This window comes from Tateyamaria rhodophyticola (genome assembly GCF_047777875.1).
GTDB lineage: Bacteria > Pseudomonadota > Alphaproteobacteria > Rhodobacterales > Rhodobacteraceae > Tateyamaria.
This window is the reverse complement of sequence record NZ_CP180519.1, coordinates 1,019,452-1,032,391: the sequence shown is the minus strand read 5'-3', so window position 1 is coordinate 1,032,391 and position 12,940 is coordinate 1,019,452. Positions and strand designations below refer to the sequence as shown.

The 12,940-nt window shown below is 62.8% G+C and carries 14 protein-coding genes; 11 read left to right on the top strand and 3 right to left on the bottom strand.

Going from position 1 to position 12,940, the window contains the following annotated elements; translation table 11 throughout:
* Positions 1–4: 4 nt before the first annotated feature.
* The 7 genes from rpoD to ribD all read left to right on the top strand — a co-directional run bounded on the left by rpoD (position 5) and on the right by ribD (position 5,279).
* Positions 5–1,987 (top strand): RNA polymerase sigma factor RpoD, encoded by a 1,983-nt coding sequence (gene rpoD / locus ACERHN_RS06620; protein WP_415921854.1) that lies wholly within the window; start codon positions 5–7, stop codon positions 1,985–1,987.
* A 55-nt stretch (positions 1,988–2,042) separates the two neighbouring features.
* A complete protein-coding gene (locus ACERHN_RS06615; protein WP_415921853.1) occupies positions 2,043–2,408 on the top strand; it encodes a YigZ family protein in 366 nt (121 codons plus the stop codon).
* A gap of 24 nt (positions 2,409–2,432) precedes the next feature.
* Positions 2,433–2,702 carry an HlyU family transcriptional regulator gene (locus tag ACERHN_RS06610; protein ID WP_415921852.1) on the top strand — a complete coding sequence of 90 codons (270 nt, stop codon included), beginning with the start codon at positions 2,433–2,435 and terminating at the stop codon, positions 2,700–2,702.
* Complete coding sequence (locus ACERHN_RS06605) at positions 2,702–3,109, top strand: secondary thiamine-phosphate synthase enzyme YjbQ (RefSeq protein ID WP_415921851.1); 408 nt, start codon at positions 2,702–2,704, stop codon at positions 3,107–3,109. Before ACERHN_RS06610 ends, ACERHN_RS06605 begins: the two co-directional genes overlap by 1 nt.
* 47 nt (positions 3,110–3,156) lie before the next feature.
* Entirely contained in the window at positions 3,157–3,582 is a 426-nt protein-coding gene (locus ACERHN_RS06600) for a hypothetical protein (protein ID WP_415921850.1), read from the top strand.
* A 123-nt stretch (positions 3,583–3,705) separates the two neighbouring features.
* Positions 3,706–4,173 carry a transcriptional regulator NrdR gene (gene nrdR, locus ACERHN_RS06595; RefSeq protein WP_415921849.1) on the top strand — a complete coding sequence of 156 codons (468 nt, stop codon included), beginning with the start codon at positions 3,706–3,708 and terminating at the stop codon, positions 4,171–4,173.
* A 23-nt stretch (positions 4,174–4,196) separates the two neighbouring features.
* Entirely contained in the window at positions 4,197–5,279 is a 1,083-nt protein-coding gene (gene ribD / locus ACERHN_RS06590) for a bifunctional diaminohydroxyphosphoribosylaminopyrimidine deaminase/5-amino-6-(5-phosphoribosylamino)uracil reductase RibD (protein WP_415921848.1), read from the top strand.
* Here the strand turns inward: ribD and ACERHN_RS06585 are convergent.
* The 3 genes from ACERHN_RS06585 to ACERHN_RS06575 all read right to left on the bottom strand — a co-directional run bounded on the left by ACERHN_RS06585 (position 5,262) and on the right by ACERHN_RS06575 (position 9,856).
* On the bottom strand, positions 5,262–7,274 hold the full coding sequence (locus tag ACERHN_RS06585; RefSeq protein ID WP_415921847.1) for a capsular polysaccharide biosynthesis protein: 2,013 nt from the start codon (positions 7,272–7,274) through the stop codon (positions 5,262–5,264). The two genes, ribD and ACERHN_RS06585, sit on opposite strands and share 18 nt — an antisense overlap.
* 7 nt (positions 7,275–7,281) lie before the next feature.
* Positions 7,282–8,418 carry a polysaccharide biosynthesis/export family protein gene (locus tag ACERHN_RS06580; protein WP_415921846.1) on the bottom strand — a complete coding sequence of 379 codons (1,137 nt, stop codon included), beginning with the start codon at positions 8,416–8,418 and terminating at the stop codon, positions 7,282–7,284.
* A 145-nt stretch (positions 8,419–8,563) separates the two neighbouring features.
* A complete protein-coding gene (locus ACERHN_RS06575; protein WP_415922698.1) occupies positions 8,564–9,856 on the bottom strand; it encodes a capsule biosynthesis protein in 1,293 nt (430 codons plus the stop codon).
* Positions 9,857–10,008: 152 nt separating this feature from the next.
* Here ACERHN_RS06575 and ACERHN_RS06570 point away from each other — a divergent pair, with 152 nt between their 5' ends.
* The 4 genes from ACERHN_RS06570 to nusB all read left to right on the top strand — a co-directional run bounded on the left by ACERHN_RS06570 (position 10,009) and on the right by nusB (position 12,930).
* Positions 10,009–10,596 (top strand): riboflavin synthase, encoded by a 588-nt coding sequence (locus ACERHN_RS06570; protein WP_415921845.1) that lies wholly within the window; start codon positions 10,009–10,011, stop codon positions 10,594–10,596.
* Positions 10,597–10,799: 203 nt separating this feature from the next.
* Positions 10,800–11,921 (top strand): 3,4-dihydroxy-2-butanone-4-phosphate synthase, encoded by a 1,122-nt coding sequence (gene ribB, locus ACERHN_RS06565; protein ID WP_415921844.1) that lies wholly within the window; start codon positions 10,800–10,802, stop codon positions 11,919–11,921.
* Entirely contained in the window at positions 11,921–12,466 is a 546-nt protein-coding gene (locus tag ACERHN_RS06560; protein ID WP_415921843.1) for a 6,7-dimethyl-8-ribityllumazine synthase, read from the top strand. The genes ribB and ACERHN_RS06560 overlap by 1 nt, the downstream gene beginning before the upstream one ends.
* On the top strand, positions 12,463–12,930 hold the full coding sequence (gene nusB / locus ACERHN_RS06555; RefSeq protein WP_415921842.1) for a transcription antitermination factor NusB: 468 nt from the start codon (positions 12,463–12,465) through the stop codon (positions 12,928–12,930). Before ACERHN_RS06560 ends, nusB begins: the two co-directional genes overlap by 4 nt.
* Positions 12,931–12,940 lie beyond the last annotated feature (10 nt).

The window sequence follows — 12,940 nt, the reverse complement described above, 5'->3', positions numbered from 1 at the left end:
CGGCATGGCCGCGAAAGATACAAACGAAGACGCCAAGACCGAAGACCAGGACAACGCCCATTCGCTCGACATGAGCCAGGCCGCCGTCAAGAAGATGATCGGTGAGGCCCGCGAAAAGGGCTATATCACATATGATCAACTGAACACGGTTTTGCCGCCGGATCAGGTAAGTTCCGAACAGATCGAAGACGTGATGTCGATGCTGTCCGAAATGGGCATCAACATCATCGAAGATGAAGAGGCCGAGGAAGAAGAGCAAAAGGGCTCGACCGAGGTGACAACGACCGAAGGCACCCGCGATCTGACGCTGGGCGCCACGGGTCAGGAAAAACTCGACCGGACCGACGACCCCGTGCGGATGTATTTGCGCGAAATGGGGTCGGTCGAGCTGCTGTCCCGCGAAGGTGAGATCGCGATTGCCAAGCGCATCGAGGCGGGCCGCAATACGATGATTGCGGGCCTCTGCGAAAGCCCGCTGACCTTCCAGGCGATCACGATCTGGCGCGACGAACTTCTGAGCGAAGAAATCCTGTTGCGCGACGTGATCGACCTCGAGGCGACGTTCGGTAATCAGATGGGCGAAGACGGCGAAGTGACCGAACCGGTCGTGCAGGCCGCTGGCACAACCGAAGAAAAGGCCGAAGACACCCCCGAGCTGGATGCCGACGGCAATCCCATCGCCAAGGATGATGACGACGACGAGGATGAACAGGCCAACATGTCGCTTGCCGCGATGGAGGCCGCGCTCAAGCCGCAAGTGCTCGAGACGCTCGACGTGATCGCGGGCGATTATGCGCAGCTGAGCGAAATGCAGGACAACCGGATTTCCGCAACGCTGAACGAGGACGGGTCGTTCTCCGCGGGCGACGAGGAGACCTATCAGAAGCTGCGGTCCGAGATCGTTGCGCTGGTCAATGACCTGCACCTGCACAACAACCGGATCGAGGCGCTGATCGACCAGCTTTACGGCATCAACCGCCGCATCATGCAGATCGACAGCTCGATCGTGAAACTCGCCGATCAGGCGCGGATCAACCGCAAGGAATTTGTGGACGCCTACCGCGGTCGCGAGCTTGATCCCGGCTGGCTTGACGAGATGGGCGGGCGCTCCGGTCGCGGCTGGCAGATGTTCATCGAACGCTCCGCTGAAAAGGTCGAAGAGCTGCGCGCCGACATGGCGCAAGTGGGTCAGTATGTGGGTCTCGACATTTCGGAATTCCGCCGCATCGTGCAGCAAGTCCAGAAGGGCGAGAAGGAGGCCCGGCAGGCCAAGAAGGAAATGGTCGAGGCGAACCTGCGCCTCGTGATTTCCATCGCCAAGAAATACACGAACCGTGGCCTGCAATTCCTCGACCTGATTCAGGAGGGGAACATTGGCCTCATGAAGGCGGTCGACAAGTTCGAATACCGCCGCGGTTACAAGTTCTCGACCTACGCCACATGGTGGATCCGTCAGGCAATCACCCGGTCCATCGCGGATCAGGCGCGCACGATCCGAATTCCTGTGCACATGATTGAGACGATCAACAAACTGGTTCGTACGGGTCGTCAGATGCTGCACGAGATCGGTCGCGAGCCGACACCGGAAGAACTGGCCGACAAGCTGCAGATGCCGCTGGAAAAGGTCCGCAAGGTGATGAAAATCGCCAAGGAGCCGATCAGCCTCGAGACGCCCATCGGCGACGAGGAAGACAGCCAGCTTGGCGATTTCATCGAGGACAAGAATGCCGTGCTGCCGCTCGACAGTGCCATTCAGGAAAACCTCAAGGAAACCACCACACGCGTCCTCGCCTCGCTCACCCCGCGTGAAGAGCGCGTGCTGCGGATGCGGTTTGGCATCGGCATGAACACCGACCATACGCTTGAAGAGGTGGGCCAGCAGTTCAGCGTGACCCGCGAACGGATCCGCCAGATCGAGGCGAAAGCGCTGCGGAAGCTCAAGCACCCGAGCCGGAGCCGCAAGCTGCGCAGCTTCCTCGATCAATAACGCCTGATTGACGCCGCACTGATCCGTGCGGCGTCTCCATATGGGTGCCTGTTGCATGAAACTCACGGTTATTGATGGCGTGGTGTCTGACCGCGGCTCAAAATATGCCGTGTCCGGTGGTTCTGCGGTGTCGAAGGATGCGGCGCTGGCGCTTATCAAGGATCTCAAGCGGTCCAAGAAGTTCGCCAAAGCGACCCACAACACATGGGCCGTGCTGCTCGACACCGGGCCGGTCAAGAATGACGATGGCGAAAGCGGTGCGGGGATGGTGATTGTGCGCATGCTGGAACGGGCCGAGCTGCGCAATCATGTGGTGATCGTGACGCGGTGGTACGGGGGCAAACATCTGGGGGGTGACCGGTTTCGTCACGTGCAAACCTGCGTGGAGACCTATCTGGCGCGCATGGGCGCTGCGTCCTAACATGGGACCGAAGGAGGACAGCTTATGTCATTGCTGAAACGTCTGTTCGGAGGTGGCGCGCCGCGCGAGGTCGCGGTTGTGGAGTATAACGGCTATCGGATCACGCCGACGCCGATCGCGGAGGGGCCGCAATACCGGCTGAGCGCGACCATCGAGCGCGACGTGGACGGCGCGACCAAGACGCACAACCTGGTCCGTGCCGACACGGTTTCCGGGCTGGAGGCCGCGGAAACCGCGTCCGTGGAAAAGGCCCAACAGGTCATCGACGCTCTTGGGGACGGCATTTTCCGGTAATGCGACAGGGCCTCTTTACGCTGCACACCTCTGGGCAGGGCCTCTATGAATTTACCCGCGATGTGGCCGCATGGGTGACGGGCGATGGCTTGCTCACATTGTTTGTGCAGCACACGTCCTGTTCGCTGCTCATTCAGGAAAACGCCGATCCCGAGGTGCAAACGGACCTGGCCGCGTTCTTTGCGCGGCTTGTCCCGCCCAGTTCCAATCCCGCCATGTCGTATCTGACCCACACCTATGAGGGGCCGGATGACATGCCCGCGCATATCAAGGCTGCGATGATGCCGGTCAGTCTCGGCATTCCGGTCAAGGACGGACGCATGATGCTGGGCACCTGGCAGGGCATTTACCTCTTTGAACACCGTGATGCGCCAAAGACGCGGCAGGTTGTGGCGCACCTGGCTTAGCGAATCTGCGCATTCACGCTATACTGGTTCTGAAAAGGAGCCGTCACATGCTCAGACATCATATCCTCGCCCTCGCGCTTGTCCTTGTGCCGACGCTGGCGCTGCCGCAAAGCCTCTTTTTTCGTGAGTTGATCGTGATCCCCGTCCGCCAGATCGACGCCAACAGCTTTGAGGCCATCGAGGCCGACGGCGCGGGCGGTATGCAGATGTGGTGTGCGGCGGGCATCTTTGCCCGCAACGTGTTGGGCCAGCGCGGCGCCGACATCGCCGTTGCACAGCCGCGTGCGCCGTCGGCAACCTTCCCGGGCCGGAAAAGCGTCGTGTTCACCACACAGCCCGTGGCCGACCGAAAATCGTCCTACTCGACCAATGTGCGTACGCAGGGCCTCACCTTCAGCACGACCCACGCTTATGCGCAGTGCCGGTCCATGCTGCCCGAACGGGTGGTGCGCGTTCGTATCCTGAGCAAATGACGTCGCACCGCTCATGTAGCGGTGTGATTTCCCCTCTACCCAAAACCTAGGCAAGGCCGTATAGTTTCGTGGAACAAGGGGTAAACCCCACTACAGGCGGGACGAACGAAGAGGGCACAGGCCATGCGCTGTCCATTTTGCGGCAATATTGACACTCAGGTAAAAGACAGCCGTCCGGCTGAGGATCATGTTTCGATCCGACGGCGGCGCTTCTGCCCGGCATGCGGCGGACGTTTCACCACGTATGAGCGTGTGCAGTTGCGTGACCTCGTGGTCATCAAATCCAACGGGAAACGCGAAGATTTCGACCGGGACAAGCTGGAACGGTCTATTCGCATTTCGATGCAGAAACGTCCCATCGATCCCGAACGGATTGATCAGATGATCTCGGGCATTGTGCGGCGACTGGAATCCATGGGTGAAACGGACATTCAGTCGGCACAGATCGGTGAAATCGTGATGGAAGCGCTGAACCGTATCGACACGGTGGCCTATGTGCGCTTTGCCAGCGTTTACAAGAACTTCCAGGCGGCGGACGACTTTGACAAGTTCGTGGCTGAGCTGCGGCCCGACTCGTCCGCTGACGAGTGACGCCCGCGCGTGACACGCGATTCATGCGCCTTGCGCTGGCCTTGGGTCGGCGCGGGCAGGGGCGCGTGGCGCCGAACCCGGCGGTCGGCTGCGTGATCGTGCAGGGCGACCGCATTGTCGGGCGCGGCTGGACCAAGGCGGGCGGACGGCCCCACGCAGAGACAGAAGCGCTGGCGCAGGCCGGAGCGGCAGCGCAGGGCGCGGATGTCTATGTCACGCTGGAACCCTGCGCACATCACGGCCAAACGCCACCCTGTGCCGATGCGTTGATCGCGGCAGGTGTCGCGCGTGTCGTGATTGCCGTGAGGGACAGTGATCCACGCGTCGACGGGCAGGGGATCGCCCGTCTGCAAGCCGCAGGTATCACCGTCGAAACCGGCGTATGTGCCCAAGAGGCACAACAGGATCTGGCCGGGTTCTTTCTCAAGACAGAACAGGGGCGTCCGGAACTGACCCTGAAGCTGGCGAACAGTTTTGACGGGCGCATTGCCACGGGCACCGGCGAAAGCCAGTGGATCACCGGGCCCGAGGCGCGGCGCGCGGTGCATATGATGCGCGCGCGGCATGACGCCGTGATGGTGGGCGGTGGCACGGCGCGACAGGATGATCCGTCGCTGACCGTGCGGGGGCTCGGGATTGATGCGCAGCCCGCGCGCGTGGTCGTTTCGCGCCGGCTTGACGTGCCTCTGATGGGGGTTCTGGCGCGCACCGCGCAGGAGGTGCCGGTGATCCTGTGCCATGGCAAGGATGCGGACCCGATGCTGTGCCAGACCTGGCGCGATCTTGGCGCGACGCTTGTGCCGTGCGCCACGGCGGCGGGGCAGCTTGAGCCGCACGATGTCATGACGCAGCTGGGCGGTCTCGGGCTGACGCGGGTGTTTTGCGAGGGGGGCAGCGCGCTGGCCGCCTCCTTGATCGATGCGGATCTGGTGGACCGGCTGGTCGGGTTTACCGCAGGGCTTGCCGTCGGGGCCGAAGGCTTGCCGAATATCGGCGCGCTTGGCCTTGGCCGGCTGAGTGAGGCACCGCGCTATGCGCTGACCAGGGTCTGTGCGGTTGGCGCGGATATTCAGCACGAATGGGTACGGTCAGCGCCACAGATGTGACTTGCTGGCGAGGATGCCCTGTAGTTTCGACAGGGTGCGATTGCCAAGACCGGGACGGGGCACGGTGCCACTGGCAAGCCGGTCCACGACCACTTCGACCGGGCATGCGGTGCGGGTCACGGGATCGAAATAGCGCGGGTAGTCGATCAGTGTCGCATGCACCAGGCCCAAAAGCGGGACGTCCTCGCGACGGCGTGGCGGAACCGTGCCACGGTCCTCTGTCAGCCCCCATCCGGCATAGAAGGGCGCGCCGGTCGTCACGACGTGGATACCGCGCAGCAGCGCCTCAAACCCGCTCAGCGACGTCATGGTCCAGAGGGTTTCCACCCGGTCAAGCAGCGCCGTGATATCCGCATGTGTGGCGATGATGTCGGCAACGCCGCTGGCATCGGCGGCGCCCGCGCGCAAACCGGCCTCAACGTCCGGGTGCGGTTTATAGATGATCGTGGCGTCGGGATTGGCAGCGCGTGCCGCGTGCAAGAGCGCCGCATTGGTGCGGATGTCGCCCGCCCCCAGCCGGATGGAGGCATCATCCTCAACCTGTCCCACGACGAGGATCGCGGGACCGTCCGGCATGTCGGGCAATGCGCCACCCAGATTGTATTTGCTCAGCGCGTTGCGGGTCAGCGCCGTCACCAGCCGTTCGGCACGCCGTTCCTGATCGGGACGCAAATTGCGGCGCGCGCGGATCAGCTGTTCAAGATCACTGGGCCGCGTCGGGTCATAGTAGATGCCCTGCGCATCCGCCACCAGCGACAGGGGCGGCACGAGGTCAGCGCCCAACCCGCGCGACCGTAAAAAGCCGTCTTCGACCCGCACGGCGTCTTCGTGGCCGACCTGCGCCTTGCCCGCCCACACCATCCACGGCCGATCCTGCGCACGTGCCTTTGCGGGCGTGTCCTCAAATGTCATGGCCTTCCACTGGCCAAACACCTGCTGCAATGGCTTGCGCTTCCAAAGCCGCATGCCGCTTGCGACCCAGCCCCGATGATCTGCCCGCCATGCGCGCGTTTCGGCGGCAAGCGCTTCGATCGCGGTTTCCAGATCGCACAGGCGGTCGCGGTGCGGGTCATACCATTTCGGATAAAGCATCATGGCGGCGGCAAAGAGCTGCGCCTTGGTCAGGGTGCGCTGACGCCGCTGCACCGGAAATTCGTCCTGCGTCAGCCCCCACCCGGCATAGAACGGTTGACCGAACAGGCGGGGTTTGTGTCCGGCGAGGATCGCCTCGAACCCCGCACCCGAGGATACGGTGTATACGGCCACGGCCCCTTCCATCAGAGTCCAGAGACTGACCGGATCGCTGCAAAAGGACACCCGGTGGTTCAGATCCTCGTCGGTGAAGTAGCCGGAGCGATGACCGGCGTGGGTTTCGGGATGCGTTTTGATCACGATACGCGCGCCGGGATGTTCGTCCTGCGCCACGAACAGCATTTCGCGGAACCGGTTCCGGTCGGCATGTGATGCGGCGACCGAGGCGTCGCCTCGGGTCTGGTCCAGAACAAGCACATAGCCGGGCTCGGGCACCGTGTGGTCCGGGTCAAAGGCGGTGTACTTGCTCAGATGCGCCTCGCGCATCCGTTCGATCGCGCCGCGTGCGCGGGCCAGCAGTGCGGCATCGTCGAGCGGGTCCGTGGCCAACAGCGTTTCCAGATCGGAGGGCTGCGCAGGATCGAAATGCAGCCCCTTGTGATCAATCAGCAACCCCAGGGGCGGCGATCCGGAGCGTCCCGGAAACAGTGAGCGCAAGAACGCATCTTCGATCCGGACCACCGGCACCTGACGCCGTTCGGCCACGGCAAGCCCGCGATGCGCAGTGCCTGCGTTGCCCCAGACACCGATCAGGTCGTCTGGCGTCGGCCGCCCCACGCGCACGCGATATCCAGCGAGATCAAGGATCCGCCGCACGCGCCTTTGGGTCAGAAAACCGCCGTTGTAAACGAAAAGCCGCCGGGCCCTGGCAGGTCCGGCGGCCGGTATGTCAGAGGCGTTCATGGCCGCGTCAGTTGGCGCTCAGACTGCCGGAGAGCTGGTTGACGCCAGCAACCGGTGTGGTGAGCGCGGTGATGATGCGCGAGAATTGCGTATAAGGCGCTTCGGTCACGTAAACGGTGTCGCCGCTGCGGATGGCAAAGTCGCGTGCTTGAAACAGCCCATTGGGCTGCGTCAGATCAAGCACATAGACCATACGCTGCGCCCCGACGAGGTCATCGCGCCCGAGGACCACGTTCGACACCTCTGCCGCTTCGTTGCGCAGCACAAAGACGCCGGTCGGGTCCGCGGTCGCAGCAGACAGGCCGCCCACTTGCGCGATGGCTTCAATGGCGCTGATGGTCGGGCTTTCGAAGGGCACGCGGGCCTGTCCGCCTGTTGCGCCCAACACCGTAAATGCCCGTGTGTCTTCTTCGACAAGAATGCGGTCGCCTGCACGCAGCGCGATGTCGAGCTCGGGGTGATCGTAGAGATCCTGCAGACGGATTTGGCTCCGCACGTTGTTGCGGATCACCGTGACCTGCGCCACTTCGGGTTCGATGGTCACGCCACCTGCGCGGGCCAGCATCGAGGCCAGCGTGCGCGTGGGACGTTCGATGGCGAACACGCCTTGTCCGCCGACGGCACCGATCAGGGACACCGTGGCACCGTCCCCTGCGACACGGCGCACTTGCACCTGCGGGTCCGGCGTCTGTTCTTCGAGGCGGTTGGTGATGATGCGGCGGATCGATTCCGGTGTGTTGCCCGCGGCGCGGATGCGCCCGGCATAGGGCACAAAGATGAACCCGGCGCCGTCAACCTGCACCTCTTCGAGGGCCGTCGCATTGGTGCCCTCGCTCGCCAGCAGACCGTCGTCCACGTTTTCCCAGATTGTCAGACCCAGAACGTCACCGGGCCGGATCGTGTCCGAACCGACGAGGCCCGCGTTCACAAATTCGTCCGAAAAGCCAAGCGCGGGGGTCACAGCCGTGGCCCGTGTCACCCGGTCGTTCACGGCGACGATGAAGGCATCGCCTTCCTTTTGGACAGAGCCTGCGAAAATCTCGCGCTTGTTCGGGCCCACACGTGGCAGACCGCAAGACGCAACAAGCGTACAGATCAAAAACAGCGCGACGACGCGCGCCCAGCGGAATGTCGGGAAAGTCACTGCTCGGTCTCCTCGACCTGTTTTTCTGCCTCATGGCGCCCGTTTCGGGCACCTGTTCTTATCGTGTGGCCCGATTTTTCGGTGCCATTTGTGCGTCAACCTACCGAATGCGTGGACAAAAATCCAGCCATAGGGGTTGTGTCGGTCACTTCACCAACCGCAACTGTTGCCTCGGAGCCGCGGTGCCGGAGGCCAATGCGTCATAAGGATCCTCGCCCGACAGCATCATATCGACCACCTGGCGCAGCAACTGTCTGCGGCCGCGCGCGGAATAGAACCCGCCGGGGAGTTGCGATGTTTCCAGCAAATAGCGGCGGTAGTCCTTGTAGGCGCGGTTGTCCGGGCGGCTGGCACCGCCAAAGAATTCCGGCAACGGCTGATCGCTGACGAATTCCGGTTTTGCAAAGACGGCGCGGCCAAACACCTTGAGCGGGATGCCACGCCACAGCACCTGTTGGGCGGCGGTGGAATTCACGGTGACGGCGCTGCGCGCGTCGTTGAGAAGCTGCGCGAGCTTGCCGCCCCGCACGTAATGCACGCGCCCGGCGAGGTTCTTCTCGCGGGTGAGGCGGCGGATGGTACGACGGATCGGCGTGCGCCCGTCTTCGAGCGGATGGGCCTTGATCACGAGGTGGTGGTGGCCCGGCGCACCTTTGGCAAAGCCGTCGATCACCAGTTCGAGAAAGTCGGTCATTGTCGAGAAGGGCGAGTGTTCCTGAAAGCTGGAATCATGTTCCAGTTGCAGCAAGGCGAGGTGATACGGAAAGCCACCATAGCGGACGCGCAGCGTGGCCTGCATCCGGTCCAGTGTCTGCACTGGCATCAGCAGCAGGCGTTTGAGGTACAGCTGGAATTCCTTGGCCACGGTGAGCGACCTATGTGGCTGGAAATTGCGGTAATGCCCGTTCCGGAACAACACGAACCAATGGTAGAGCGCGCCGTAGAACACGTGTTGCCGCATGTCGCCCCAGTGCCCGGGCGGCAGCGGTGCCTCCATATCGGATTGGGCAAGCGCGGTCTGCATGTCGGCCACCGACATGTCCATCAGGCGCGAATTGCCGTTGGTGCCGCCACGTTCATAGGTCACCCAATAGGGGCGCATGTAGCCTTCTTCGAACACATGCACGGTCAGACCGCGGCGTTTGGCCTCGGCCACAGCTTCGGCGTGGACGGGGCGCACGTCACCGTAAAGCACGATGTCGGTCACACCCTTGTCGTCGACCAGCGCAGCAAATGTCGCGGCCCAGTCTGTCGCCGCGCCGCGATAGGGGATGTAGCTGGCCGGATGGAACCAGAAGGCCCGGTCACCGGCATTGAACCCCACGCGCCACACCGTTGCGCCTGCGCGTCGCAGCATGGCGCCAAGTCGGTGGAAAAAGGGCCCGTGGGGCCCTTGCAGGAACAGGAACACGCGTGTGTCTGGGGCGGTCAAGGTCATCTCGTTTCTGATACGCGGCATGTCGTTAACTCAGGATGAACACGTGACTGGGGCGATTTTATGGCTGAACACACGAAAGAGTGCAAATCGCGTGACCCTTGCCCTTGGCCCGCCGCGCCGCTACCTGCGGGGGCAAGCGCGGGAGATCGGACATGTTCACAGGCATCATCACGGATATCGGGACCATCACATCGCTGGTGGAAGAGGGCGATCTGCGGGTCCGTATCGGCACCGGCTATGACACGGGCCGGATTGATATGGGGGCGTCGATTGCGTCCGATGGCGTGTGCCTCACGGTCGTGGATCTTGGAGCCGACTGGTACGAGGTGCAGGTGAGTGCCGAGACGGTGTCGAAGACCAATCTTGGCGCGTGGGTCGTGGGCAAGCGGCTGAACCTGGAACGCGCGCTCAAGGTCGGTGACGAGTTGGGTGGGCATATTGTCTCCGGTCACGTGGACGGTGTCGCCGAGGTGGTGTCGGTCGAAGACGAAGGCGACAGCACGCGCGTGAACCTGCGCGCGCCGGATGCGCTGGCGCGGTTCATTGCGCCAAAGGGGTCCGTCGCGCTGAACGGCACATCCCTGACCGTCAACGACGTCGAGGGTGCGGTTTTCGGCATCAACTTCATCCCGCATACAAAGCAGGTCACCACATGGGGTGATGTGGGTGTGGGAGATGCCGTGAACCTCGAGATCGACACGCTGGCGCGATATGTTGCGCGTCTCGCCGAGGTGGGTTGATCCAAAGGACAGGCTGCGCCTGACGCGGTCTTTGGCGCTTGGTGCGGATATGCTCGCATCATGTGGGTATTTGCAGGATTGCGGCCCGGCCCTCCGGGGGGGATTTTTTCGGAACAGAGACGGGGCGTGGCCGTGGCGTTCTGCTGGCCACCGTGGCTCTGTTCGATTATGTGCGGAGCACGCTGCTTTTGGAGAGGCTTTGCATGAGCTTTGAAACCCCTGGGCCGGTCGAGACGGACCTGGCCAATGCCATTTCGCCGATCGAGGACATTATCGAAGAGGCGCGGCGCGGCCGGATGTTCATCCTGGTCGATCATGAGGATCGCGAGAATGAAGGGGATCTGGTGATTCCGTCGGATTTCGCGACACCGGAGGCGGTGAATTTCATGGCGACCCATGGTCGGGGTTTGATCTGTGTGACCTTGCCCGCGGAGCGGATCGAGGCACTTGGTCTGCCGATGATGGCGATGCACAATTCGTCGCGGCATGAGACCGCGTTTACCGTGTCGATCGAGGCGCGGGAGGGGGTCAGCACCGGGATTTCGGCAGGGGATCGGGCGCGCACCATTGCGACGGCCATCAATCCGCAGGCAACGGCGGCGGACATTGCCACACCGGGGCATGTATTTCCGCTCCGCGCGCGCAAGGGCGGTGTCCTGGTGCGGGCGGGGCATACGGAAGCGGGCTGTGATGTTGCGCGGCTGGCCGGGCATTATCCGTCGAGCGTGATCTGTGAGATCATGAAGGAAGATGGTGAGATGGCGCGGTTGCCGGATCTGGTGTCCTATGCCGCCACGCATGGGCTCAAGATCGGGACGATTTCCGATTTGATCGCGTATCGCCGCCGCCACGACAACCTTGTGGTGGAGACAGACCGCCGGGTGATCACATCCCAGCATGGCGGCGATTGGGACATGCGGATTTTCACCGACCAGACCCATGGGATCGAACATGTCACCCTGTCCAAGGGAGATCTGGAGACGGATGAGCCGGTGTTGATCCGGACCCATGCTCTGAACGAAGTGACGGATATCCTGGGCCTTGGGCCGAAGCCGGTGGGCGAGCTGCCGCGCGCGATGGAGGCGATTGCCGCCGAGGGGCGCGGTGTTGTGTGCCTGTTCCGTGAGCCGCGCAAATCGCTCTTTTCCGATGAGGAGGAGGGCCCGCGCGTCGTCAAGAATATTGGCCTTGGGGCGCAGATGCTGTCCAATATGGGGCTGACGCGGCTCATCCTTTTGACCAACAGCCCGCGCACGACCTATGTAGGTCTGAGTGCGTATGACCTTGAGATCGTGGGCACGCGCCCCATTCCCGGAGACACCTGATGGCATCGATTGAACACCACGTGCTGGACACGCCCCGCTTTGACAGCCCGACCAAGGTGCTGATTGTCGTGTCGCCGTATTACAAGGGGATTGCGGACAACCTTGTGGCGGGTGCCAAGGCGGAGATCGAGGCGGCGGGTGCGACATGGGACCTGATCGAAATGCCGGGCGCGTTGGAGATCCCCACGGCCATCGGCATTTCGGAACGCATGTCGAATTTCGACGGCTACGTGGCGCTTGGCTGTGTGATCCGGGGGGAAACGACGCATTACGAGACGGTGTGCAATGACAGCAGCCGGGCGTTGCAGCTGCTGGGTCTGCAGGGGCTTTGCATCGGCAATGGTATCCTGACGGTGGAGAACACCGCACAGGCCGAGGTGCGCGCCGACCCGGACGGGCAAAACAAAGGGGGCGGGGCGGCGGCTGCGGCCTTGCACCTGATCGCGCTCAGCCGTAAGTGGGGCCGCCAGAGCAAGGGGGTCGGGTTCAAACCGGCCGGAGAAGACACCATCCTTGCCGGTGAGATGAGGCCCAACCAAGCATGACCCTGTCGGGAAATCAGAAACGCAAGATGCGGTCTGCCGCGCGGCTCTATGCCGTGCAGGCGCTGTTCCAGATGGAGCAGTCCGCGCAGACGGTCGATCAGATCAAGGTCGAATTCATGGATCACCGGTTTGGCGAGGTCTATGACGGGGACGAGATGGCCGAAGGGGACCCCGGCCACTTTGAACGCGTGCTAGACGATGCGGTGAACTATCAGGCGCCGATTGACCAGGCGACGGATCGGGCATTGGTCGCGAAATGGCCGATTGCGCGGATTGACCCCACATTGCGGGCGCTGTTCCGGGCCGCTGGTGCCGAATTGCGCGACAAGGCCACGCCGCCGCGCGTGGTGATCACGGAATATGTCGACGTGGCGCGGGCGTTTTTCCCAGAAGGCAAAGAGCCCAAATTCGTCAACGCCGTTCTGGATCACATGGCGCGCGAGGCGCAGCCCGAGGCGTTCTAAGCGTCTGGTC